General features: G+C 64.8%; 21 protein-coding genes. 8 read left to right on the top strand and 13 right to left on the bottom strand.

Annotation, left to right across the window (positions count from 1 at the left end; translation table 11 throughout):
* The first annotated feature begins 1 nt into the window (after position 1).
* A complete protein-coding gene (locus QD172_RS07030) occupies positions 2-478 on the top strand; it encodes a universal stress protein (protein ID WP_136938739.1) in 477 nt (158 codons plus the stop codon).
* Positions 479-708: 230 nt separating this feature from the next.
* On the opposite strand, the gene QD172_RS07025 is transcribed toward QD172_RS07030, so the two are convergent.
* The 4 genes from QD172_RS07025 to dctP form a co-directional block, all read right to left on the bottom strand.
* Complete coding sequence (locus tag QD172_RS07025; RefSeq protein ID WP_084208082.1) at positions 709-1,467, bottom strand: IclR family transcriptional regulator; 759 nt, start codon at positions 1,465-1,467, stop codon at positions 709-711.
* A gap of 180 nt (positions 1,468-1,647) precedes the next feature.
* Positions 1,648-2,925 carry a TRAP transporter large permease gene (locus QD172_RS07020; RefSeq protein WP_077374881.1) on the bottom strand — a complete coding sequence of 426 codons (1,278 nt, stop codon included), beginning with the start codon at positions 2,923-2,925 and terminating at the stop codon, positions 1,648-1,650.
* Between the two features lie 10 nt (positions 2,926-2,935).
* The gene (locus tag QD172_RS07015; protein WP_077374878.1) at positions 2,936-3,517 is read right to left on the bottom strand and encodes a TRAP transporter small permease; all 582 of its coding nucleotides are present in this window, start codon (positions 3,515-3,517) and stop codon (positions 2,936-2,938) included.
* Positions 3,517-4,743, bottom strand: coding sequence for a TRAP transporter substrate-binding protein DctP (gene dctP / locus QD172_RS07010; RefSeq protein ID WP_279855331.1), 1,227 nt, complete (start codon positions 4,741-4,743; stop codon positions 3,517-3,519). Before dctP ends, QD172_RS07015 begins: the two co-directional genes overlap by 1 nt.
* 356 nt (positions 4,744-5,099) lie before the next feature.
* Here dctP and QD172_RS07005 point away from each other — a divergent pair, with 356 nt between their 5' ends.
* From QD172_RS07005 to trxC, 3 genes are all read left to right on the top strand, one after another.
* Positions 5,100-6,743 carry a choline dehydrogenase gene (locus QD172_RS07005; RefSeq protein WP_077374875.1) on the top strand — a complete coding sequence of 548 codons (1,644 nt, stop codon included), beginning with the start codon at positions 5,100-5,102 and terminating at the stop codon, positions 6,741-6,743.
* Between the two features lie 155 nt (positions 6,744-6,898).
* Entirely contained in the window at positions 6,899-7,888 is a 990-nt protein-coding gene (locus QD172_RS07000) for a putative sulfate exporter family transporter (protein WP_255303127.1), read from the top strand.
* A gap of 256 nt (positions 7,889-8,144) precedes the next feature.
* Positions 8,145-8,582 carry a thioredoxin TrxC gene (trxC, locus tag QD172_RS06995; protein WP_043331344.1) on the top strand — a complete coding sequence of 146 codons (438 nt, stop codon included), beginning with the start codon at positions 8,145-8,147 and terminating at the stop codon, positions 8,580-8,582.
* A 177-nt stretch (positions 8,583-8,759) separates the two neighbouring features.
* Here trxC and QD172_RS06990 read toward each other — a convergent pair whose 3' ends face one another.
* Complete coding sequence (locus QD172_RS06990) at positions 8,760-9,530, bottom strand: SDR family oxidoreductase (protein WP_279855330.1); 771 nt, start codon at positions 9,528-9,530, stop codon at positions 8,760-8,762.
* A gap of 467 nt (positions 9,531-9,997) precedes the next feature.
* Between QD172_RS06990 and QD172_RS06985 the strand changes: the two genes are divergently transcribed.
* Entirely contained in the window at positions 9,998-10,363 is a 366-nt protein-coding gene (locus QD172_RS06985) for a hypothetical protein (protein ID WP_077374866.1), read from the top strand.
* A 164-nt stretch (positions 10,364-10,527) separates the two neighbouring features.
* On the opposite strand, the gene QD172_RS06980 is transcribed toward QD172_RS06985, so the two are convergent.
* The 6 genes from QD172_RS06980 to QD172_RS06955 all read right to left on the bottom strand — a co-directional run bounded on the left by QD172_RS06980 (position 10,528) and on the right by QD172_RS06955 (position 18,070).
* On the bottom strand, positions 10,528-10,863 hold the full coding sequence (locus tag QD172_RS06980; protein ID WP_077374863.1) for a zinc ribbon domain-containing protein YjdM: 336 nt from the start codon (positions 10,861-10,863) through the stop codon (positions 10,528-10,530).
* A 199-nt stretch (positions 10,864-11,062) separates the two neighbouring features.
* Positions 11,063-11,974, bottom strand: coding sequence for a hydroxymethylglutaryl-CoA lyase (locus QD172_RS06975; RefSeq protein WP_279855329.1), 912 nt, complete (start codon positions 11,972-11,974; stop codon positions 11,063-11,065).
* A gap of 6 nt (positions 11,975-11,980) precedes the next feature.
* Complete coding sequence (locus tag QD172_RS06970; RefSeq protein ID WP_279855328.1) at positions 11,981-14,242, bottom strand: biotin carboxylase N-terminal domain-containing protein; 2,262 nt, start codon at positions 14,240-14,242, stop codon at positions 11,981-11,983.
* A gap of 106 nt (positions 14,243-14,348) precedes the next feature.
* The gene (locus QD172_RS06965) at positions 14,349-15,167 is read right to left on the bottom strand and encodes an enoyl-CoA hydratase-related protein (protein WP_279855327.1); all 819 of its coding nucleotides are present in this window, start codon (positions 15,165-15,167) and stop codon (positions 14,349-14,351) included.
* A gap of 83 nt (positions 15,168-15,250) precedes the next feature.
* On the bottom strand, positions 15,251-16,858 hold the full coding sequence (locus QD172_RS06960) for a carboxyl transferase domain-containing protein (protein ID WP_077374851.1): 1,608 nt from the start codon (positions 16,856-16,858) through the stop codon (positions 15,251-15,253).
* Positions 16,859-16,900: 42 nt separating this feature from the next.
* Complete coding sequence (locus QD172_RS06955) at positions 16,901-18,070, bottom strand: isovaleryl-CoA dehydrogenase (protein ID WP_077374848.1); 1,170 nt, start codon at positions 18,068-18,070, stop codon at positions 16,901-16,903.
* A 396-nt stretch (positions 18,071-18,466) separates the two neighbouring features.
* On the opposite strand from QD172_RS06955, the gene QD172_RS06950 reads away from it, so the two are divergent.
* The 3 genes from QD172_RS06950 to QD172_RS06940 all read left to right on the top strand — a co-directional run bounded on the left by QD172_RS06950 (position 18,467) and on the right by QD172_RS06940 (position 21,139).
* On the top strand, positions 18,467-19,207 hold the full coding sequence (locus QD172_RS06950; RefSeq protein WP_279855326.1) for an ATP-binding cassette domain-containing protein: 741 nt from the start codon (positions 18,467-18,469) through the stop codon (positions 19,205-19,207).
* Positions 19,204-20,781, top strand: a complete 1,578-nt coding sequence (locus QD172_RS06945) for a glycine betaine ABC transporter substrate-binding protein (RefSeq protein WP_205632736.1) — start codon at positions 19,204-19,206, stop codon at positions 20,779-20,781. The genes QD172_RS06950 and QD172_RS06945 overlap by 4 nt, the downstream gene beginning before the upstream one ends.
* A 181-nt stretch (positions 20,782-20,962) precedes the next feature.
* Positions 20,963-21,139, top strand: coding sequence for a hypothetical protein (locus QD172_RS06940; protein WP_279855325.1), 177 nt, complete (start codon positions 20,963-20,965; stop codon positions 21,137-21,139).
* Positions 21,140-21,336: 197 nt separating this feature from the next.
* Here the strand turns inward: QD172_RS06940 and QD172_RS06935 are convergent, their stop codons facing one another.
* Both QD172_RS06935 and QD172_RS06930 read right to left on the bottom strand, forming a co-directional pair.
* Positions 21,337-22,194, bottom strand: a complete 858-nt coding sequence (locus QD172_RS06935) for an ABC transporter ATP-binding protein (RefSeq protein WP_279855324.1) — start codon at positions 22,192-22,194, stop codon at positions 21,337-21,339.
* A complete protein-coding gene (locus tag QD172_RS06930) occupies positions 22,191-23,282 on the bottom strand; it encodes an iron ABC transporter permease (RefSeq protein WP_279855323.1) in 1,092 nt (363 codons plus the stop codon). The genes QD172_RS06935 and QD172_RS06930 overlap by 4 nt, the downstream gene beginning before the upstream one ends.
* Between the last annotated feature and the right edge of the window lie 40 nt (positions 23,283-23,322).

Raw genomic sequence — 23,322 nt, 5'->3', positions numbered from 1 at the left:
TATGCCGGCAGTCAGACGAATCCTGTGTTGTGTGGGCCTGCGCGGAGACTGTGAGCGGGTACTGGCGCGCTCGGTATGGTTGGCGGGCGCGACGGGCGCCGAGCTGCATGTGCTGCATGCGGTGAAGGCGCTGTCGGATGACGTGATGAACACCCTCAAGGTCAACATCCGTCACAAGCCGACGCTGGAGGGCCTGATGCAGCAACGGCTCGATCAGGCGAGGGAGAACCTGGAAAAGATGATGGAGGACTTCTGGAGCACCCATGACGACGGCGATCCACGCCCGGTGATCGCCGGGTTGAATGTGGTGGAGGGCTATCCGGCCTCGGAGATCATCCGCTACGCCACGCGCCATGACTGCGACATGATCATCATGGCCACCAACAAGCGCGGCTTCGTGGCCTCCTATGCGGGCAAGGTCACCAAGGGGGTGATCAAGCGCGCCAGCATTCCGGTGGTGGTGGTACCGACGCCCTGAGCCCAGGGGGAGAGACGCCCCGAAAGAGACGCCTAGAAAGAGACGCCTTGGAAACAGGCGGAGGCAGCAAGGCGGCATATGAAACAGCTCGCCCCCACAGGACAGCAGACTGTCTGCGGGGGCGAGCTGTTTGAGTGTTATGCAACTCGAGCGATGCCAGTCGAGCGATGCCAGTCGGGCGATGTCTTTCGGGCGATGTCTTTCGGGCGATGCAGCGGGGAAGCCACGGTCTATAGCGTACCTTCCAGTTCAGTGGCGATCTGGCGCATCAGTGGTGCCCATTCCAGCAAGGACTCGATGGAGTGGCGCAGGCGTGGCGCGTGGATCGCCAGGGTGGCCTGGATCTGGCCGACCTCATCGAAGACCGGCACGGCAATCGCCACCATGCCCTGGATGAACTCCTCGTCGTCGGTGCTCAGCTGATTGCGCACCACGGTGTCGAGTGCCTCTTCCAGCGTAGCCCGGGAGGTCAGCGTGCAGGGTGTATGGGCCTCGAGCGCGAGACTCTGCAGCAGCGCGCGGCGACGGTGCAGCGGCATCAGTGCCAGAAACAGCTTGCCGCTCGCGGTGCAGTGCAAGGGCAGGTGCGAGCCGGGGGCCAGCTGGATACGCACCGGCCAGTTGGTTTCCACGCGGTCGTAGTACATCACCTCGTGGCCATCCAGCAGGGTCAGGTTGCAGGTCTCGCCGACCTTCCCGGCCAGTTTCTCCAGCAGCACGCGGCGTGGCGCCTTGAGGCCCTCATTGGCCAGTGCGCCCAGCGACATGCGCCGGAAACGCTGGCCGGGCAACAGGTGACGGCCATCCAGATCCCGGCTGATCAGCTGCTGTTCTTCCAGCTGCTTGAGCAGACGGTGCACGGTGGGCTTGGGAATCTCGAAGCGCTTCTCGAGATCCGCGGCGCTGATGGGGTGCTGAGCGGTGACGACCTCTTCCAGCAGGCCCAGCGCGCGAAAGAGCGTCGAATTCGTGGGAGTGTCCTTGCTCATCTAGTGTCCTCATCCTGCCTGTCGGTGCATGTCGCGGAAGGTCTCAAGGAACATGTCGGCCGTCAGGTGCAGGTCGGCAGGGCGTCAGTGCATCGATTCATCACGTCACCCGGGAAGGGGGTGTCCGCAGCGGCAATGAGACGAAGACAGCCCCTCGCGGGGCTGTCGATGAGGCTAGTGTTACAGGTTTACCAGGAACAGGGAAAGAGACGGAATCAGACAGATGGCCAGCCAGCAGGCCATCAGGGCGATGAAGTAGGGAATCACGTACTTCACCAGTCTGACGTAGGAGATGCCGGTGATGCTGCTGGCGACATACAGATTGAGCCCGAAGGGGGGCGTGACGAAGCCGATGGCCGCACCGACCAGGAAGATGACCGAGAAGTGGATCGGGTCCACGCCGGCCTGCTGGGCGATGGGGGCGAGAATCGGCGCCAGGATGATGGTCACTGGCAGGCTTTCCAGAATCATGCCGGCCAGCAGGATGATCAGCATGCAGGTGCCAAGCGTCAGATAGTAGTTGTCGATACCGCTGAGCATGTCGCTGAGCGCCTGACCGGCTCCCAGTACCGACAGCAGCTGCTGCATGACCACCGAGATGGCGATCAGCGGTGCCAGCATGCCGGCGATCTGGCCTGAGCGCAGCATGATGGTGGGCAGCTTCTTCAGGCTGATTTCCCGTGTGATCAGCAGTCCCGCGATCATGGTGAAGCCCACGGTGATGGCGGCGGCTTCCGTCGGCGAGAACTTGCCCGAGTAGATGCCGTAGACCACCACGCCGATGGTCGCGAAGCCCAGATAGGCCTTGCGTGCCAGCCTCGCGCTGACGCCCGCCTTGAAGGGTTGCAGCTGACCCCAGCCATTTTGGCGGGCCACCAGATAGCAGGCGACCATCATCGCGATGACCATCAGGGCGCCCGGCACCATGCCGGCGATGAACAGGTCGCTGATCGACAGATTCATCATGAAGCCGTAGACGATGAAGATGATGCTGGGCGGAATGATGATGCCCACGGTCCCGCCGGAGGCGGCCGTGGCGGCCGCGAAGCGTTCGTCATAGCCATTCTTGACCATCTCGGGCTGCATGATCGAGCCGATGGTGGCGGTGGTGCCGGCGTTGGAGCCGGAAATCGCCGCGAACAGGCCACAGGCGCCGAGGGTCGACATGCCCATGCCGCCGCGCATCCAGCTCAGGGTCGAGTAGGCGAAGTCGGAGAGTCGCTTGGCGATCCCCGCCGCATTGATCAGGTCCCCCGTGAGGATGAACAGCGGCAGCGCCAGCAGGCCGAAGAAGCTCAGGCCCTGGAAGAGGGTGACCCCGACATTGGCCAGCGTGAAGTCGATCACTAGGCTGGTGCCGACCACCCACAGGCCGATGACGAGGAAGATGGGCACTCCCAGCAGGAAGAAGGCCGTCACGCCCGCCGTGATCAGGGAGATCCAGATGCTGTCAGTCATGATGACCTCCTCAGTCCATGATGGACGGTTGCAGGTTGAAGGACTCGCCGCGGCGATAGCGCGCCCAGTCGGCGTAGAGATTCTGCAGCACGCGATAGATGATCATCACCCACGCCAGCGGCGTGGCGAGGTAGAACCACCACTGCATGACGTTGTCGGTGCCCGGCACGATGGCGTAGTTGTCATAGGCCAGCGTCACCTGGGTGGTGGTGAAGTAGATCACCATCAGCCCGAAGCCGATCCACAGCACGGCATCCAGAATCAGACAGGCGAACTGGCCACCGCGCGGCAGCTTCATGCGGATCTCGTTGAGGCTCAGGTGAGTGCGCTTCTTGACGTTGAGCGAGGCGCCGAACCAGGTCAGCCACAGGAACAGCAGCACCGGAATACTGGTGCTCCAGGGGGCCTGCAGGCCGAAGAAGAAGCGCCGGATGACTTCGACGAAGATGATGCCGGCCATGCCGGAATAGGCGATCAGGATGACGACCTGTTCCAGATGGGCATCCAGCCACAGGAAGGGACGCGCCCAGGGCGCGGCCTTCTTGATGGCGGGGTGCTTGGTCGGTTGGCTGAAGATGGTGGTATCGCCCATTACCCCCTCCACCAGCGCTGCGGCTTGACGTTGACGGCGGCAGTGTCGCGGGAGATCTCACGCGCGACGGCATGGATTTCCTGATAGATGTCGAGACCGCCGGACCACTTGTTGAGGCGCTCACGCCATTGCTCCCACGGCTCGGGATTGAATTCCGGCGAGCACATCTGTTCGGCACGTGAGCGTTCGGCATCCGACAGCGGTGCCACGCGCACGTTGTTCTCGGCGAAGACGGTGCCGGGGGCGGGGTGCTCGGTGGCCCCGACGATCTCGAAGCGCCCGGCCTCGTTCATGCCCTGGGTGAAGATCTGCGCGCAGTAGGCGGACTCCATCACCTGGTCCTGCAGTTCTGCGCCGAGGCTGTCGAACTTGGGCAGGCTCATGCCGGTGTGCTCGGTGCCGGCGAAGAAGCGCAGGTCGACGGCCTGGGAGACCACCGGGGCCATGCCGGCGTAGGCCACGGCGCTCATCCAGGTCTCGGCGCCATCCAGCAGGCCCTGACGCAGGCCATCGAGAGTCTCTTCCCAGGCGACCGGCACCGGATTCAGGCCCAGCTGCTCCATGGCGATCCGGCCCATCTGGGTGCCGGTGACGCGGTTCTTGGTGCCCTTGAGCTGGTCGATGCTGGTGACCAGCGGTTTGTCCTGCCACTTGAGGCCGAGCATGATGCCGCGCAGGTCACAGTGGGTGAACAAAAACTGCAGGTTGTGGCGCTGGCGCAGGGGTTCACGCAGCAGCTGCTCGCTCTTCCTGTGATAGAAGAAGTGGAACATCGAGGCGACGGTGGGGAACAGATAGGCGAAGTCGAGCACGTTCAGGTAGGGCGCGCTGCCCGAGGAATTCTGGGTGGAGGCCGAGTAGATGTCGACGATGCCCTGCTGGGTCTTGGCCACGCAGTCCAGCTGGTTGCAGACCTCGTTGCTGCCCATGAATTCGACGCGGATGGCGCCGTTGGTGCGTTCCTCCAGATCCCGCGCGAAGAACAGCTGGCCGGACTTCTGGATATCGAGATTGCGCTCGTTGAAGCCCGAGGCACCGAAGCGCAGCTGGAACTTGGGCGCTGTCTTGTAGCGTTTCTGCTGCTCCTGATCGGCGGCGCGCGCCAGCGTGGACGCGGTAAGACCTGCGCCGAGGCCGGTGGCGGCCAGCAGGGTCGAGGTCAGGCCGAAGCGGCCCGAGATGTCGAGAAAGTCACGGCGTGACAACTTGTTGAGTGGCGTTGGCATGGTAGTGCTCCCGGTGTTGTGTTTGCTTTTGTGGTGGGATGCAGTCTGGGCTGAACGCAGTGGAATCTGGTGTTCCCTGGCGTCATGACACCTGTTGGCGTCTTTTTCTTGTGGTGTCTTTTCACACGTGACAAAAGCGAGCGTGTGACTGGGTTCCGCTTCGGTTCCGCTTCGGTCCCGGTTCGGTTCCGCTTCGGGGGGCGTTTCACATCCCTTGCCGGCGCGAGACAAATCTCAATGTAGGGCAGTTCTTGTGCTTTGGCAAAATAAACGAGACGTTTTGTTTCGTATTTGACGAAACATGCTTTCGATACCATGATTACGAGACAATATGTCTCAATATGGTTGAGAAAATAATGAAAACAACACGTTACGCCAATGCAGACGCCAAAGCCTTCTATGACTACATCGTGATCGGGGCGGGTTCCGCCGGTTGCGTACTGGCCAATCGTCTCACCGAAGACCCTTCCATCAAGGTGCTGCTGCTGGAAGCGGGTGGCTCGGACTGGAATCCGTGGATCCATGTGCCGGTCGGGTATTTCAAGACCATGCACAACCCCGCCACCGACTGGTGCTACCTGACCGACCCGGATGCCGGCATCAATGGTCGTCGGCTGCAATGGCCGCGCGGCAAGGTGCTGGGGGGGTCCAGTTCGCTCAATGGCCTGCTGTACATTCGTGGCCAGCGCGAGGACTACGACGACTGGGCCGCCGAGGGCAATCAAGGTTGGGACTATCAGTCGGTCCTGCCATATTTCCGCAAGTCGGAGTGCCAGGCGCGGGGGGCCAACCAGTGGCATGGGGCGGATGGCCCACTGCATGTCTCGGATCTGCGCCTCAAGCGAGAGATCGCCGAGCGCTTCATCCAGGCTGCGGTGGAGGCGGGGATTCCGCTCAACCAGGACGTCAATGGCGAGCGTCAGGAGGGGGTGGGCTATTTTCAGCAGACCACGTATCGGGGCCTGCGTTGCAGCACGGCCAAGGCATTCCTGCGTCCGGCGCTCACGCGCAGCAATCTGACGCTGGTCAAGCATGCTCACTGCCGTCGGGTATTGCTGGAAGGCAAGCGCGCGGTCGGGGTCGAGTACGAGGTGAAGGGCAATGTCTGCTCGGCGCGGGCGGAGCGCGAAGTGGTGCTGTCCAGCGGCGCCATCGGCAGTCCGCAGATCCTGCAGTGCTCCGGCATCGGGGACCCTGAGCATCTGGCCAGTGTCGGGGTGGAATGCCTGCATGCGCTGCCGGGCGTCGGGGAAAACCTGCAGGACCACCTGCAGGTGCGGCTGGTGTTCAAGACCCAGTGCCGCACCCTCAATGATGAAGTGCGCAGCCCGATCAAGAAGCTGGCGGTCGGCACCCAGTACCTCTTCACACGCACCGGCCCGCTGACCCTGGCGGCCAGCCAGGTGTGTGCCTTTACCCAGTCACGCGAGGGGCTGACACGCCCGGATATCCAGTTCCACATGCAGCCGCTGAGTGCCGACAAGCCCGCCGATGGCGTGCATCCGTTCTCGGCGTTCACCTCGTCCGTATGCCAGTTGCGTCCGCACAGCCGCGGCCATGTGCGCATCACCAGCGCGGATGCCAGCGTCTATCCCTCCATCCAGCCCAACTACCTCAGTGCCGAGGAAGATCGCCGCGTGGTGGTGGACGCCATCAAGGTGGCGCGGCGTATCGCCCGGGCGGCACCGCTGGCCGCCGTGATCAGCGAAGAGTACGTGCCCGGCGTGCAGTACGAGAGTGACGAGGAGTTGCTGGAGGCCGCGCGCCAGTTCAGCCAGACCATCTATCACCCGGCGGGGACCTGCAAGATGGGCCACGACCCGCTGGCGGTGGTGGATGACGCGCTGCGAGTGCATGGCCTGCACGGGTTGCGGGTGGTCGATGCCTCGATCATGCCGGTGATCGTCTCGGGCAACACCAATGCCCCGACCATCATGATCGCCGAGAAGGCCGCTGACATGATCAAGGCGGCTCAGCGCGAGATGGCGCAGGCGAGCTAGCAGGTACCGGCATCTGTCATCTTCCAGGGCAGGGCTCAGGCCCTGCCATCCTGCTTGCCTTTTCATGGGATATTCGCGTGGCCAATCACGACAGCTCATCACTTCACGACACATCGACACCGCCTACCCGTCTGTTGCGGAATCTGGAAGGGCGCGTGCGCATCATCATGCCGGGCCTGCTGATCTGCATCCTCATCGCGCTGGCGACCACCTTCATCGCCGATCATTACGGCGGCCCGACGCTGCTGTATGCCTTGCTGTTCGGCATGTCGCTGCACTTTCTCTCCGAGGACGGACCCTGCAAGGCGGGGATCGAGTTCGCCTCCAAGACGGTACTGCGCCTCGGCGTGGCGCTATTGGGCGTGCGCATCACGCTGGAGCAGGTCGCAAGTCTCGGTGTTGGCCCGGTGATCACGGTGGTGCTCGGGGTGGTGGCGACCATCGTGTTCGGCGCGCTGCTGGCGCGCGTGATGGGGCTGGACCGTGACATGGGGCTGTTGACCGGTGGCTCGGTGGCCATCTGCGGAGCCTCGGCGGCGCTGGCGCTGTCGGCGGTGATGCCGCGCAACGCCACCAGTGAGCGTCACACCATCATGACCGTGGTCGGGGTGACGACCCTCTCGACCGTGGCGATGATCACCTATCCGCTGATCGTGCGGCTGCTGGGGCTTGAGGATACCGAGGCCGGCATCTTCCTCGGCGGCACCATCCACGACGTGGCCCAGGTGGTGGGGGCGGGCTACATCATTTCCGAGCACACCGGCGATGTCTCCACCTTCGTCAAGCTGCTGCGCGTGGCGATGCTGGTACCGGCGGTGATGGTCTTCATGCTGCTGTTTCGCAGTGCACGCCAGGCCAATGGCGATGAGGGGGGCAAGGTGCCGATGTTCCCCACCTTCCTGATCGCCTTCGTGGCTCTGGTGCTGATCAACAGCCTCGGCTGGGTGCCGAGCGTCGCCGTGGAAGGCTTCACCGACCTCTCACGCTGGTGTCTGGTGGCGGCGATTGCCGCGCTGGGCGTCAAGACGTCGTTTCAGAAGCTGGCGGTGGTGGGCTGGAAGCCGGTGATCCTGATGGTGGTGGAAACCCTCTTCCTGCTGGTGCTGGTGACGCTGTGCATCAAGTTCGGGCTGGCCAGCGTGTGACCTGACGGCATGGGGCACACGGGGGATGAACGACACGGGCCCTGCCATGACTGGCAGGGCCCGTGTCGCCGATGAGGGAATATCCCGAGGGGGCAGATGCCAGCCCGTGAGCGGCTGATACAGCCAGCCAATCAGGGCGATAAGATGCTTCAATTGCTTATCGGTCCACGAGTCGTATGATCTGCGCTATCGGTACGCGTCTGACGCTGAGCCGTCAGCGCAGCGCGCCGCATCCCCATTTCTCTGGAGTCCGATCATGTCTGAATCCCTCGTGCTGGCCTGTCCGCAATGTCTCGCTCTCAATCGTGTGGCCACCGCGCGTCTGGATGACAACCCCAGCTGCGGCAAGTGCAGCGCCGCCGTACTGCCCAAGGAGCCGCTGGAACTGACCAGCGACAACTTCGAGGCCCTGGTAGTGCGCAGTGAAATGCCGGTGGTCATCGACTTCTGGGCCAGCTGGTGTGGCCCGTGCAAGATGATGGGGCCGATCTTCAATGAGGTCGCGGCGCAGATGGGCACCCGCGTGCGCTTCGCCAAGATCGACACCGAAGCCCAGCAGGCGCTGGCTGGTCGTTTCGGCATCCGCAGCATTCCGACGCTGCTGGTGATGAAGCAGGGCAAGGAGCTGGCGCGCGAATCCGGCGTGATGCAGGCCGGTCAGCTCAAGCAGTGGCTGGCACCGCACGCGGTGTGACCACGGCCCGCGCGAGAGAAGTCCGCAGTTGAGCGTTCAGGGAAACCCGGACGCAGCTCAAGAACTGACAACGCCTGACGTGCAATCGCGTCAGGCGTTGTCGTATCAGTCGGCGTTGTCGTCTCAGTCGGCCTTGTCGTATCAGTCGGCGTTGTCTTATCAGTCGGCGTTGTCTTATCAGTCGGCGTAAACCATCTTGCGGGTCATGCCGCCATCGACGACATGATTCTGACCGGTGATGAAGCCGGCCTTTTCCGAGATGAGGAAGGCCACCAGCGCGGCGATGTCATCGACATGGCCGACGCGTCCGACGGGATGCTGGGCGTGGTCTTCGTCACTCAGCGACTCCGCCTCACCGTCCTTCTGCAGGTGGCTTGCATCGATCCAGCCCGGACTGACCGCATTGACGCGAATCTCCGGCCCCAGGCTCATCGCCATGGCGTGGGTGAGGGCGACGACTCCGCCCTTGCTGGCGGCGTAGGCTTCGGTATCCGGCTCGGATTGCAGGGCGCGGCTGGAGGCCAGATTGACGATGCTGCCGCCGGTCTCGCGCAGATGGCGCGCGGCGTGCTTGGCGGTCAGGAAGCTGCTGGTCAGGCTGGTATCCAGTACCTGATGCCAGCGCTCAAGGGACAGTTCCTCGAGCTTGCCCTGGAAGGGGTCGGCGATCGCGGCGTTGTTGATCACGGCGTCCAGGCGCCCGAAGGCCTGGCAGGTGGCCGCGATGCTGGCGGCGACGGCGTCTTCATTGCGCACATCCACGGCCTCGACGCGCAGGCTGTCCGGCTCGCCGTGGGTCGCGGCGTGACTCGCCAGATACTGCTCGCCCGCCCGGGCGTCGATATCCACCACCGCGACTCGCCAGCCATGGGCGAGCAGGTAGTCACTGATGCCGCGTCCGATTCCCTGGGCACCGCCGGTGATATAGGCCACTTTGCGTGTCATCATCGTGAAGTCTCTTGCGTTCTGGGTGGGGAATGTCCTTCATGGTCTCTCGTCCTGCCGGGTCTGCCACGTCGTTTCCGACGTGGCGCCGGCCTTCGACATGGCGACCCTGACCTGTGTCCTGATCGAGAGGATGACAAGCGGGGCATGCGAAAGCATGACGTGACGAGACATTGCCATCATGCCAGCTACTGGTCGAGTGCCCCGTGGCAGACGCGACGACCTGATGAGACTGGCTGATTCTGTTGGTCTGTCCGCCTTGGCGACTTATCGCTTCGTCTAACAGCTGTCACACTTGGTACTGAAGTATTCGGAACTTCGCATTTACCCCCTCGCGAGTGGTGATCCGTCGTCTGGCCGTGTCAGGGGACGGGAACCCCTGCGCGACAGGATTGCCTGAAAGACGCCATCCCCGAATTTTCAGGAGCGCTGCCCATCACGGGAAATGGGCAGCGACATGAGGAACGAACATGAAGGATCACAGGCAACGCGGACTGATGGTGGGCGTGGCGATGCTGCTGGCGCTGGCGAGCGGCTGTGACGAGCTGGGTGCGCCGCGCCCTGCCAGTGTCACCACGCTGCTCGAGCACTCGGAGGCCTGGCAGGGCGAGCAGGTGGCCGTGCAGGGCAGGATACGCAGTGAGCAGGTGCCGGAGCGCTATTGGCTGGAAGGCGCCGGGCAGCAGCGTATCGAGCTGCATCCCCCCGAACGCATCGGTGCCTATCTCGGGCGCGAAGTCCAGATCAGCGGTCGTTTCGAATTCAAGGTGGGTGGGCAACGGCTGATCGAGATTTCCAACGTCACGCCCCTGGACAAGCCGACTCCCAAGCAGTGAGTGCTCACGGACCCCCGGCGAGAGCGGGTGTCTTGGAGCATCAGCGCATGAAGCCCCGCCAGAGCAGACTCTGGCGGGGCTTCATGGTTCATGGTTCATGGCTCTTTATTCAAGGTTCATGGCTCATGACGCTTCTCTGGTGTCGCCAGAGGCACTCGAACCGCTCAGGCCTTCTTCACGAACATGGACTTGAGCTTCATCGGGCCGACGCCATCCACCTTGCAGTCGATGTCGTGGTCCCCTTCGATCAGGCGGATGTTCTTGACCTTGGTCCCGACCTTGACCACGGAGGAGGTGCCCTTGATCTTCAGGTCCTTGATCACGGTGACGGTGTCGCCATCCACCAGCTCGTTGCCGTTGGCATCACGATAGACCGGCCCGGTGTCCTCGACGACGGCCTCCTTGGACCACTCGTGGGCACACTCCGGGCAGACGAACTGCATGCCGTCGTCGTAGGTGAATTCGGAATTGCAGGCCGGGCAGTTGGGGAGGGCGCTCATCTCGGTGTCCTGAAGTCTGTCCCGCTTGTGTCGTGCACCTGCGGGGGGCGCGGCGCTCAAGGCAAGGACATGCGATGGAAAGGCGCGCATCGGGCTCAAGCGGTGCGCGGAAGCCGGCAAGCCTACACCGATTGCGGGCAGATGGCCCGCTGCTGCGGCGCTTGGTCGCAATTCCGACGGCAACCTTCCCCGCTCGCCATCAGCCGTTCGCCATCAGGGCCTGGCCGACGCGTGAGCCATTGGGGCGCCCGAGCTTGCGGCTGATCCAGTCGCCGGTCGCGGCCAAGCGTGCCAGATCCACGCCAGTGTCGATGCCCATTCCCTGCAGCAGATAGACCACATCCTCGGTGGCGACATTGCCCGAGGCCCCCTTGGCATAGGGACAGCCCCCCAGCCCGGCCACCGAGCTGTCGATCACCGCGATGCCTTCTTCCATCACCGCGTAGAGGTTGGCAAGCGCTTGCCCATAGGTGTCGTGGAAGTGGGCGGCGAGGCGTTCGACCGGCACCTCGCGGCTGACGCGCTCCAGCATCTGCTTGGCCTTGAGCGGGGTGCCGGTGCCGATGGTGTCCCCCAGCGAGACTTCATGACAGCCCATGTCACGCAGCTCACGCGCGACCGCCGCGACCTGCTCAGGGGCGATCTCGCCCTCATAGGGGCAGCCCAGCACGCAGGACACGTAGCCGCGCACACGCACGCCGGCTGCCGCTGCACGCGCCATCACGGGGGCGAAGCGCTGGAGAGATTCCGCGATCGAGCAGTTGATGTTGCGCTGCGAGAAGGACTCGCTGGCCGCACCGAACACCGCCACCTCACGCACGCCACACTCAAGCGCCGTCTCCAGCCCCTTGAGATTGGGAGTGAGGGCGGAGTAAGTGGTCACTCCGCGGGTGTCATGCTCGGCCAGTGCCAGCATGATCTCGCGATGGTCCGCCATCTGGGGTACCCAGCGGGGGGAGACGAAACTGGCGGCTTCGACATGGCGCAGGCCCGAGTCGGCAAGGCGCCGGATCAGTTCCAGCTTGGTCGTCGTATCGACATGGCCGGGCTCGTTCTGCAGGCCATCACGCGCGCCGACCTCAACGATACGTACGCTGTCAGGAAAGTGCATGCTCACTCACTCCTTGGCGTCGTCAGCCGTGAATTCCAGCAGCACGTCACCCTGGGTGACGCTGTCGCCGGCACGGAAGTGGAACTGCGCGACCTGACCATCGGCGGGCGCATTCATGGTGTGCTCCATCTTCATGGCCTCCATCACCATCAAGGGCGTGCCGGCCGTCACCGCGACGCCAGCCTCGACCAGCTGGGCGACCACGGTGCCATTCATCGGGGCGTTGAGGGTCGCCTGGGTCTCATGCTGCGCGTGGTCGACGGCGTCCGCGCGGCGCCACAGCAGGCGCGACTCGGACGGGAGTGCGTCGCTGCTCTGCGCGCAGGTCAGCACCAGCAGCTCGCCGCCACGCGCCGGGGCGTGACTGGCCTGATAGCGACGACGGTGCCCGTCCAGCGTCACGGCGATGGCATTGCCGGCAAGACGCGACAGGTGGCCATCAAGGCTTGTCGTCTGGCGCTTCCCGTGAGAGTGGGTGCTCACTTCCATCTGCCAGCCCGAGGCAGGCACAGGGGCGTCGTTCACGCTCGCGGGCCCGCCCGAGGCACGCGGGCGGCGAGCGATGACCTGGGCCACCTTGTCGCTATGTTCTTCGCATTCGGCGTCCCCGGGCAGGCAGAACGCCAACGTCACCTGGTGGGGCGTGCCATTGCGCCAGCCATCACGGCGCTGCCAGGGGCTGGCGGGCTGGGTCGGCGCGGACGAGTCAGACGCGTCATCGCTGTCATTGAGGCGTGCCAGGGCCAGCAGGGCACTCGTCGCCAGCGTGCCGGGGTCCAGCTCAGGCGTCGGAAACAGACTGGCGTGGTGACGCTCGATGAAGCGGGTATCCAGATGGGCGGCGCGGAAATCCGGATGCGCCGCCAGTCGCGTCAGGAAGGCACGGTTGGTGGTGACACCACGGATCTCGAGCGCCGCCAGGGCACGCAGCAACGCATCGAGTGCCTGTTCACGGCTCGGGCCGAAGGTGATCAGCTTGGCCAGCATCGGGTCGTAATGCATCGAGACGTCATCGCCCTCGGCGACGCCGCTGTCCAGACGCACCTTGAGGGCCGTCGAGCCGGAGGCCTGTTGCGCGCTCTCGACCTCGGCACCGGCAAGTCCGGCGCCGATGAGATCCAGTCGGAAGCGTTCCAGCAGACCGGTGGCAGGCAGGAAGTCGTTGTCGGGGTCCTCGGCATAGAGCCGCGCCTCGAAGCTGTGACCCTTGAGCTCAAGCTCATCCTGCTGGCGGGGCAGTGGCTCGCCACGCGCGATGCGCAGTTGCCATTCGACCAGGTCCTCGCCGGTGATCATCTCGGTGACGGGATGCTCGACCTGCAGACGAGTATTCATCTCCATGAAGTAGAAGGCGCCATGGCTTTCGCTGCCGGGCTGCGGGGCATCGAGCAGGAATTCGATGGTACCGGCGCCGACGTAGCCGATTTCCCGTGCGGCGCGTACCGCGGCCTCGCCCATCTCGCGGCGCAGTGCCGGTGTCAGGCCGGGTGCCGGGGCTTCTTCCAGTACCTTCTGGTGACGACGCTGGACACTGCAATCGCGCTCGAACAGATAGACGCCACTGCCATGACTGTCACAGAACACCTGAACCTCGACGTGGCGCGGCTGGGTCAGATATTTCTCGAGCAGCATGCGCTCGTCGCCGAAGGCCGCGCGGGATTCGCGTCGGCAGCTGTCCAGTGCTGCCTGGAATTCCCGTGCCTGCTCGACCACGCGCATGCCCTTGCCGCCACCGCCGGCGCAGGCCTTGATCAAGACCGGGTAGCCCATGCGGTCGGCTTCGGACTGCAGTAGCGCGTCACTCTGGTCATCGCCGTGATAGCCGGGCACCAACGGCACGCTGGCGGCCTGCATGCGCGCCTTGGCGGCCGACTTGTCGCCCATGGCCGCGATGGCACTTTCCGGCGGGCCGACGAAGATCAGTCCGGCCTCGGCCAGGGCGCGCACGAAGCCGGCATTCTCGGACAGGAAACCATAGCCCGGGTGCACGGCATCGGCGCCACATTGGCGGGCTGCCGCGATGACCTTGTCGACATCCAGATAGCTCTCCCTGGCGCTGGCAGGGCCGAGGCGCACGGCTTCGTCGGCTTCCCGCACGTGCAGGGCATTGGCATCGGCATCGGAGTAGACCGCAACGGTCTGGATGCCCATGGCGCGAGCGGTGCGCATCACGCGGACCGCTATCTCACCTCGGTTGGCGATCAGCAGCTTGCGGATCTCACCGCAACCGGTGGGCAGTCGCTGTTCAGTATCGCGATTGACGTTCATGGCAAGATCCCGTGGCGAAGTGGAAAAAGGGGGCGGTCGCAAGGCGTGTCTCAGCAGAAGACCGAGGGTGGCTCAGGACGTTGTCCGCGAGTCGATGAAGGGCGCGTCATGATGATGCGCTGTCGTCGTCGGATGGCGCCCAGGGCGGGCGAGTCCCGGCGAAGAATGCCGCCAGTCCAGCCTGTCCCTGTTCACTGACCCTCAGCTGACTGATCACCTCACAGCAGCGTGTCTGACGCCGGGTGTCGTCGTCGGCGACGGCCACCTCGGCGAGCAGGGCCTTGGTGGCGCGGCTGGCCTCGGGCGAGGTCGCCAGCAGCGTGCTCACCATGTCGGCGACGCGCGCCTCCAGCAATTCATCACTGCACACGTCATGCACCAGCCCCAGCTGGTGGGCGGTGTGGGCATCGATGACTTCCGCGGTCAGTGCATAGCGGCGCATCTGGCGCATGCCGATGGCGCGCTGCACGTAGGGGCTGATCACCGCCGGTGCCAGGCCGATGCGCACCTCGGAGAGACTGAAGCGTGCGCGTTCGGCCGCCAGCACGATGTCGCAGCAGGCCGCCAGACCCACGGCGCCGCCGAAGGTGGCCCCCTGCACGCGGCACACGCTGGGGCAGGGCAGTTCATCGAGCAGCTGCATCAGGCGGGCAAGCTCCCGGGAATCGGCAAGGTTATCCTCGCGCGAATACTCGACCATGCGCTGCATCCACTTGAGGTCGGCCCCGGCCGAGAAGCTCTTGCCTTCGGAGGCCAGCACCATCACGCGTACCTCGCCCTGACTCGCCAGGGCGTGCAGGTGCGTCAGATGGCCGTTCAGCGCCTTGATCAACCGGTCATCGAAGGCGTTGTGCACCTCGGGGCGCGCCAGGGTCAGAGTGGCGACACCGCGCTTGTCGATCTCGAGTCGGCAGAATTCAGTCATCGTCACCTTGTCCAATCAGTTAGCCAATGGATCATCATTCATCCAATGAGTCGGCTGTCAGGGCGTCTCTCTGGTTGAGCGAATCACATGCGGAAGACACCGAAGCGACTCTCCTCTATCTCGGCATTCATCGCGGCGGCCAGTGACAGGCCGAGAATGTCGCGGGTCTGCAGCGGGTCGATCACGCCATCGTCCCAGAGTCTGGCGCTGGCATAGCAGGGGTGGCCCTGATGCTCGTATTGTTCGCGCACCGGTGCCTTGAAGTCCTCCTGTGCCTGTTGCGGCCAGTCGCGGCCCTCCCGCGCATGCTGCTCATACTTGACCTGGGCCAGCACGTTGGCCGCCTGCTCGCCGCCCATCACCGAGATGCGTGCGTTGGGCCACATGAACAGCAGGTTGGGGTCGTAGGCGCGGCCACACATGCCGTAGTTGCCGGCGCCGAAACTGCCGCCGATCAGCACCGTGAACTTGGGGACCCTGGCACAGGCCACCGCCGTCACCAGCTTGGCACCGTGCTTGGCGATGCCCTCGTGCTCGTAACGTGAGCCGACCATGAAGCCGGTGATGTTCTGCAGGAAGATCAGCGGAATCTTGCGCTGGGCGCACAGCTCGATGAAGTGGGCGCCCTTGACGGCACTTTCCGAGAACAGCACGCCGTTGTTGGCGATGATGCCCACCGGATGGCCGTGCAGGTGAGCGAAGCCGGTCACCAGTGTCTCGCCGTAGTAGCGCTTGAATTCATCGAAGTCCGAATCATCCACCAGCCGACCGATCACTTCGCGCACGTCATAGGGCTTCTTGAGGTCCGTGCCGACGATGCCGTAGAGCTCGTTGGGGTCCAGCCGAGGTGGGCGGGATTCGCGCAGCGCGAGCTGCCCCTTGCGCTGCCAGTTGAGGCGCGAGACGGCTCGCCGTGCCAGTTGCAGGGCGTGGGCGTCATTGTCGGCGAAGTGATCGGCCACGCCGCTGATCTTGCAGTGCACCTCGGCACCACCGAGTGCCTCGGCGCTGATGTCCTCGCCGGTGGCCGCCTTCACCAGCGGCGGGCCGGCGAGGAAGATGGTGCCTTGCTCGCGCACGATGATGGATTCATCGGCCATCGCCGGAACGTAGGCGCCACCGGCGGTGCATGAGCCCATCACCACGGCGATCTGCGGAATGCCTTCGGCGGAGAGCGTCGCCTGGTTGTAGAAGATGCGGCCGAAGTGATCCCGGTCCGGGAAGACCTCGTCCTGATGGGGCAGATGCGCGCCACCGGAGTCCACCAGGTAGAGGCAGGGCAGGCGATGCTTGCGGGCCACTTCCTGGGCGCGCAGGTGCTTCTTCACCGTCAGCGGAAAATAGGTGCCGCCCTTGACGGTGGCATCGTTGGCGACGATGACGCATTCCACACCGCTGACGCGGCCGATGCCGGTGACCAGCCCCGCGCCGGGCACCGGGCTGTCATAGACGTCATGCGCCGCCAGCGCCGACAGCTCCAGGAAGGGTGATCCCTCATCGATGAGGTGGTCGATACGTTCCCGCACGAACAGCTTGCCGCGCGATTCGTGGCGTTCGCGGGCCTTGTCGCCACCACCGGCGGCGACGCCGTCCAGCAGCTGGTGCAGGCGCTCGACCTCGGCCTGCATCGCGGCATGATTGGCACGGAACTGGTCGCTACGCGGATTGATCAGGGAGGTCAGAATGGCCATGCGGCAGCTCCATCAGCGAAGGGAAACGGATGGTGTGGGGCGTCATGCGCTTTCATTGAACAGCTCGCGGCCAATCAGCATGCGGCGTATCTCGCTGGTGCCGGCACCGATCTCGTAGAGCTTGGCATCGCGCAGCAGACGGCCGGTGGCGTACTCGTTGATGTAGCCATTGCCGCCCAGCAGCTGGATGGCATCCAGCGCCATCTGGGTGGCCTTCTCGGCGCAATAGAGAATGACGCCGGCGGCGTCCTTGCGCGAGGTCTGGCCGCGATCACAGGCGCCGGCCACGGCGTAGAGGTAGGCGCGGCAGGCATTCAGCGTGGTGTACATGTCGGCAATCTTGCCCTGCACCAGCTGGAACTCGCCGATCGCCTGGCCGAACTGACGGCGCTCATGCAGATAGGGCACCACGATGTCCATGCAGGCCTGCATGATGCCGATGGGGCCGGCGGCGAGCACGGTGCGCTCGAAGTCCAGCCCACGCATCAGGACCTTCACGCCGCGATTGACCTCGCCGAGCACGTTCTCGGCCGGCACCTGACAGTCCTGGAAGACCAGTTCGCAGGTGTTGGAGCCGCGCATGCCCAGCTTGTCGAGCTTCTGCGCGGTGGAGAAGCCGGGGAAGTCGCGTTCGATGATGAAGGCGGTGATGCCCTTGGAGCCGGCGTCCGGGTCGGTCTTGGCATAGACGACCAGTGTGTGGGCATCCGGGCCATTGGTGATCCACATCTTGTTGCCGTTGAGCACGTAGTGGTCACCGCGCTTCTCGGCCTTGAGCTTCATCGAGACCACGTCCGAGCCTGCGCCGGGCTCTGACATCGCCAGGGCACCGACATGCTCACCGCTCATCAGCCTGGGCAGGTAGCGCGCCTTCTGCTCCGCGCTGCCGTTGAGCTTGATCTGGTTGACGCACAGGTTGGAGTGGGCCCCATAGGACAGCGCCACCGAGGCACTGGCCCGCGAGATCTCTTCCATGGCGATGCAGTGCGCCAGATAGCCCATGCCACTGCCGCCATCTTCCTCGGGGACGGTGATGCCCAGCAGGCCCATGTCGCCGAACTTCTGCCACAGGTCATCGGGGAAGGCATTGCTGGCGTCGATCTCCGCGGCGCGTGGTGCGATCTCGTCGCGGGCAAAGGCATTGATCTGCTCACGCAGCAGGGTGTGTGTCTCGTCGAGTCCGAAATCCAGCGGCGTATAGAGGCTGTGCATGAGCGGGCATCCTTTGCAGCGATGAGATGAGAAGCGCTTCGAGCGTCTTGACTGTGCGTGCAGCCACGCGACAGGCGAGGCAGTGTGCATGGCCGGTGCAGGCGGTGGGAGATTCGTCAGTGACAGCCCGCCTGAGGTGGCTCTGGAATCACTCTAGAGTAAAGTTGACGTTAACGTAAAGGTTATCATCATGCGCTTTGACCAAGGTCGCAGGCAGTGTCAGCTGACGTGTGCTGGCTCTTGGGATCGCGCGGGCACTCACGCCGGCACTCACGCCGTGACCAGAGTCGCCTGACCTGCGTGTCACTGTTAATCTGAATGGCAGGCAAAAGGCCTGACCGACGGGCAGGCGCCGTCATCGTTGCCCACCTCTCACCTGCAAGAAGGATCTTCTCGATGAGTGATGCTCGCGCCCCGGCGGTTCGCTTTCGCGATCTGCACAAGGGCTTTTCGGGTCAGCGATTGTTCGAAGGCATCGACCTCGAACTGCCGCGTGATCGTATTACCGCGCTGGTCGGTGCCAGTGGCTGCGGGAAGTCCACCTTGCTGCAGCTGATCAACGGGCTGATACGTCCGGACAGCGGCGAGGTACAGGTCTTCGGCAAGGGGGTGGACTACGCCAATCTGCCCGCCATGCGCAGACGCATCGGCTACGCCGTCCAGCAGATCGGCCTGTTTCCGCACCTCAGCGTGCGCGACAACATCGCCATTCTGGCGGACCGCGAAGGTTGGACGGCGGACAGGGTCAAGGCGCGCATCACGCGGCTGTTCCAGATGATGGACCTGGATCTGGCGCTGTTGACGCGTTATCCGCATGAGATTTCCGGCGGGCAGGCGCAGCGGGTCGGCCTGTGTCGCGCGATGATGCTGGAGCCTCCGCTGCTGCTGCTCGATGAGGCCTTCTCGGCGGTGGACCCGATCACGCGCATCGAGGTGCATGCCCAGTTCCAGCGCATGCAGCAGGAAGAGCCGCGCAGCGTGGTGATGGTGACCCATGACATGAATGAGGCGCTGAGTCTGTCCGACCACATGGTGGTGATGGCACCCGGCGTGGTGCTGCAGGCTGCCAGTCCCGAGACGATCACCAGGGCGCCAGCGGATGAGCGCGTGGCCCGACTGCTGGAGGCACGCGCATGAAGACGCTGATGACGACTCCCGTCCTGCAACGTTCGCGCCGCGGGCTGTCCGGCGCGCTGATGATCGCCGGCCTGGCGCTGGCGAGTCTGGGGGCCCTGGTGAGCAGCCCGCTTGCCAGCGCGGAAGAGGAAGCCGCGGCATGGCCCGAGGACAAGCCCATCGTGGTGGGCTCCAAGGCGGATCGCGAAGGCCATCTGCTCGGCGAGATCTTCGCCCAGGTACTCGAGGATGCCGGCTTCACGGTCGAGCGTCGTCTCGGGCTGGGGCAGACCATCATCACCTATCAGGGGCTGGCGGAGGGGGAGCTGGATGTCTATCCCGAGTACACCGGCACCCTGGCGCACGCCATCCTCAATCTGGACAGCGTGCCGCCGCTCGACAAGCTCGATGCTCTGAGTCGTGAACGGGGGCTCAGGGTGCTCAAGCCATTGGGCTTCAACAATACCTATGCCGTGAGCATGCGGCGTGAGCAGGCCGAGTCGCTGGGCATCAGGACGATCGGTGATCTGGCGGATCACCCGGAGCTCTCGATCGCGATGTCGCATGAGTTCATCAAGCGCTCGGATGGCTGGCCGGGGCTGGCGGATGCCTACGCGCTGCCGCAGGTGCCCCGTGGCATCGAACACGGCATCGCCTATCAGGCGCTGCGCGAGAGCAAGATCGACGCCACCGATGCCTACTCCACCGAGGGTGACATCCAGCGCTTCGACTTCGTGCTGCTCGACGACGACCAGGGCTATTTCCCCGAGTATCTGGCGGTGCCCTTCGTGAATGCCGCCTTGCCGGAGAAGGCTGTCGCGGCGCTGGATCAGCTGGCGGGCAGTCTCGATGAGGACAGCATGCAGGCGCTGAATGCCGAGGTCTCCACCGAGGAGCAGAGCTTCGCCCAGGTGGCCAGCCGCTTCATTCAGGAACAGGGCATCACCACCGAGCAACGCGAAGTCAGTGGCGCCAAGTGGGACAAGCTCGGGACCAATCTCATCGAGCATCTGCAGTTGACGCTGTCCGCGCTGCTGCTGGCGTGTTTGGTCGGTCTGCCGTTGTCACTGCTGGTCTACCGCAATCCGAAGGTCTCGCGGGTCGTGCTCTACGTCACCGGCCTGCTGCAGACCATCCCCTCCATCGCGCTGCTGGCGTTGATGATTCCGCTGTTCGGGATCGGGGTGGTGCCGGCGGTGATCGCGCTGTTCGTCTACTCCCTGCTGCCGATCATCCGCGCGGCCATCACCGCACTGCTGACGGTGGACCCGCTGCTGGTCAAGGTGGCGCGCGGGATGGGGCTGACGCGCCGTGAGCAGCTGCGTCACGTCATCCTGCCGCTGGCGACGCCCAATCTGCTGACGGGGATCAAGACCGCCGCCATCATCAACATCGGTACCGCGACCCTGGCGGCCTTCATCGGCGCGGGCGGGCTGGGCGAACCCATCGTCACGGGACTTTCGCTCAACGACTATGATCTGGTGCTGTACGGCGCGATTCCGGCGGCGCTGCTGGCCATCTGCGCGGAGCTGTTGTTCGAGTTGTTCGAGCGCATGGTGATTCCGGCGCATATGCGCGGGCTCAAGGCGCGTTGATCTGGACCGGGGCCGGAAAAACCCAGACAGGCCCGTCGCGATTGTTGTACACGGTGTGCAGCAATCAAGGAAAGGCGTTGCGCAGGATTATCGTTGGCCGCCGATGTGAGTAGAGTGAACGCCATAGTGAAGACTCGCTGACAGGAGTCTTGTGTAGCGAACCTTGAATTGGAGACGTCTCATGCGTATCAAGAATCTGTTCCCGATCGCGCTGGTCGCGGCCACCCTGGCACTCGGCGGCTGTGGTCTGTTCGATCATGGTCATGGCGGCCACGGCGGCGGCCACGGCGGCGGTCATGGTGGCGGCCAGCAGCACGGCATGATCGACACCGGCTCTCAGGCCTCCCACCTGTCCTGAGTCTGCGTGAGGGCTGATGGCCCCGTGAAGAACCGCCTCCGACGCATGCGTCGGGGGCGGTTTTTTTTGTCTTCGCCAGAAGGCAAGAGGCGGCTGGCCAAGAGCGCTTGCGAACGCGGAGCGCCTGACAGAACGCAAAGCGCCAGAAGGGACGGGAAGAGCCGGCAGGGCTGGAAGAGCGGGAAGAGCTGGCAGGCCTAGAGTGCGTGAAGGGCCACGATGGCGGGCGGGCTGCCATCCTCTGGCCAGTCGACCCGTGCCTCGATGGCGTAGACCTCGCGCAGTCGCTCGGCGCTCAGTACCTCGCGCGGCGGGCCGCTGGCCGCCAGACGCCCGCGATCCAGCAGCCAGAGCTGGGCGGCATGCCGCGCGGCCAGGCTCAGGTCATGCAGCGCGACGATCACGATGCGCTGACGGTCGCGGGCATCGCGGCCAAGCCAGTCGAGCACCGCCAGCTGGAAGTGCAGGTCCAGGGCGCTGGTGGGTTCATCCAGCATCAGCAGCGCCGGCTCGCGTACCAGCGCCTGCGCGATGGCGACACGCTGGCGCTGTCCGCCGGAAAGCTGCCCGAGTCGTCGGGAGGCCAGCGGGGTCAGCTCCAGTGCACTGACCAGCGCCTCGCAGTGGCGCAGATTGGCCTGCTCGTCCAGATGGCCGGCCAGGCGTCTCGCCAGCAGCAACGACTCGAAGACCTCAAGCATCGCGCCGCCTTCACTGAGCTGCGGCAGGTAGCCGATACGTGCCGCGCGCTCGCGTGGCGTGAGGGACGCCAGTGCCTCCCCGTCGAGACACAGCTGGCCGCTGGCCGGCAGCAGCCCGGCGATCGTCTGCAACAGGGTCGATTTTCCGGCACCGTTCGGGCCGAGCAGGGCGGTCAGCTCGCCACGGTGTGCGCGCAGCGTGCCCGGCATGTCCAGCACCGGATGCCCCCCGCGCAGGACGCTGAGATCCTGAAGCACGAGCCCCTGGTCATCGAGAGCGCCTTCGACGCGAGACTGCGCGAGGCGGGCTGGCGCGTTGGATTCGGCGGTGGGCACGTCATGTCGCTGGTTCATCCGTCGTGTCCTCGGCGCTTGAGCGTCAGGCTGACGAAGAAGGGCAGACCGATCAACGCGGTGATCATGCCCAGTGGCAGCAGCACGCCGGGGATGAGCGAACGGCTGAGGATCGAGGTCAGCGACAGCAGCAGGGCGCCGATCAGCGCCGAGAGGGGCAGCAGGCGCTGTTGCTGCTCACCTACCAGCAGGCGGGCGATGTGGGGCGCGACCAGGCCGATGAAGCCGACGCTGCCGACGAACGAGACGGCGGTGGCGGTCAGAAGCGCCGTGCACATCAGGCCGCTCAGACGCAGGCGGCGCACGTCCACGCCCAGCGCACGGGCCTGGGCTTCCCCCAGGCTCAGGGCGGTCAGCTCGCTGCGTCGACGATGAAAGACCACCGCACACAGCGCGATCACCAGGCTCAACACGGCCAGGCGTGACCAGCTGCTGCGCTCGAGGCTGCCCATCGACCAGAAGATCAGCTGCTGCAATGCCTCGGGCGAGGCGACGAACTGCAGCACGCCCAGCAGGGCATTGAAGAAGAACATCAGCGCGATGCCCAGCAGTACCAGAGTCTGTACGCCGACGCCGGGCAGGCGCTGTGCGCTCCACAGCACCAGCGAGGCCCCCAGCGCGAAGAGGAAGGCATTCAGCGTGACCCCAAGCCCCGCGCCTGCGAGGCTCTGCCATGCGGGCAGCACCAGCTGCACGAGGTCGAGATGCAGGATCAGGCCAAGCCCGGCACCGACGCTGGCCGCCGCCGAGACTCCCAGCGTGAAGGGGTCGGCCAGCGGGTTGTGCAGCAGGGTCTGCATCTGGGCACCGGCCATGGCCAGGGAGGCGCCGACGGTCACCGCCATCAGCGCGATGGGCAGGCGCAGTTGCCAGAGGATGGCGTGGGCGAGCGGATCGTTCGCTTCGCTCTGCCACAGTGCGGGCAGCAGACGCGCCAGGGGCAGCTCGCCACTGCCCTGGCTGATATCCAGCAGGCAGGCGGCCAGGACCGCGAGGCCACTGGTCCAGAGCCACAGGGCCCCATGGCGCTTTCGACGGCGCCAGTCGGCGATGGGTGAGGTGACGGGCGAAGTCAGGGAGTCGGGCACGGTGAGGTCCGGCGGTGGCGTGTCAGTGTGAAGCACGGGC

The sequence above is a fragment of the Cobetia sp. 10Alg 146 genome, from assembly GCF_029846385.1.
Classification (GTDB): domain Bacteria; phylum Pseudomonadota; class Gammaproteobacteria; order Pseudomonadales; family Halomonadaceae; genus Cobetia; species Cobetia marina.
This window is presented reverse-complemented; position numbering and strand designations above follow the sequence as displayed.

Coding starts and splice junctions, on each gene's coding strand:
- QD172_RS07030 (WP_136938739.1), top strand. CDS start 2: ATGCCGGCAGTCAGACGAATCCTGTGTTGTGTGGGCCTGCGCGGAGAC.
- QD172_RS07025 (WP_084208082.1), bottom strand. CDS start 1,467: ATGAGCAAGGACACTCCCACGAATTCGACGCTCTTTCGCGCGCTGGGC.
- QD172_RS07020 (WP_077374881.1), bottom strand. CDS start 2,925: ATGACTGACAGCATCTGGATCTCCCTGATCACGGCGGGCGTGACGGCC.
- QD172_RS07015 (WP_077374878.1), bottom strand. CDS start 3,517: ATGGGCGATACCACCATCTTCAGCCAACCGACCAAGCACCCCGCCATC.
- dctP (WP_279855331.1), bottom strand. CDS start 4,743: ATGCCAACGCCACTCAACAAGTTGTCACGCCGTGACTTTCTCGACATC.
- QD172_RS07005 (WP_077374875.1), top strand. CDS start 5,100: ATGAAAACAACACGTTACGCCAATGCAGACGCCAAAGCCTTCTATGAC.
- trxC (WP_043331344.1), top strand. CDS start 8,145: ATGTCTGAATCCCTCGTGCTGGCCTGTCCGCAATGTCTCGCTCTCAAT.
- QD172_RS06990 (WP_279855330.1), bottom strand. CDS start 9,530: ATGATGACACGCAAAGTGGCCTATATCACCGGCGGTGCCCAGGGAATC.
- QD172_RS06985 (WP_077374866.1), top strand. CDS start 9,998: ATGAAGGATCACAGGCAACGCGGACTGATGGTGGGCGTGGCGATGCTG.
- QD172_RS06980 (WP_077374863.1), bottom strand. CDS start 10,863: ATGAGCGCCCTCCCCAACTGCCCGGCCTGCAATTCCGAATTCACCTAC.
- QD172_RS06975 (WP_279855329.1), bottom strand. CDS start 11,974: ATGCACTTTCCTGACAGCGTACGTATCGTTGAGGTCGGCGCGCGTGAT.
- QD172_RS06970 (WP_279855328.1), bottom strand. CDS start 14,242: ATGAACGTCAATCGCGATACTGAACAGCGACTGCCCACCGGTTGCGGT.
- QD172_RS06965 (WP_279855327.1), bottom strand. CDS start 15,167: ATGACTGAATTCTGCCGACTCGAGATCGACAAGCGCGGTGTCGCCACT.
- QD172_RS06960 (WP_077374851.1), bottom strand. CDS start 16,858: ATGGCCATTCTGACCTCCCTGATCAATCCGCGTAGCGACCAGTTCCGT.
- QD172_RS06955 (WP_077374848.1), bottom strand. CDS start 18,070: ATGCACAGCCTCTATACGCCGCTGGATTTCGGACTCGACGAGACACAC.
- QD172_RS06950 (WP_279855326.1), top strand. CDS start 18,467: ATGAGTGATGCTCGCGCCCCGGCGGTTCGCTTTCGCGATCTGCACAAG.
- QD172_RS06945 (WP_205632736.1), top strand. CDS start 19,204: ATGAAGACGCTGATGACGACTCCCGTCCTGCAACGTTCGCGCCGCGGG.
- QD172_RS06940 (WP_279855325.1), top strand. CDS start 20,963: ATGCGTATCAAGAATCTGTTCCCGATCGCGCTGGTCGCGGCCACCCTG.
- QD172_RS06935 (WP_279855324.1), bottom strand. CDS start 22,194: ATGAACCAGCGACATGACGTGCCCACCGCCGAATCCAACGCGCCAGCC.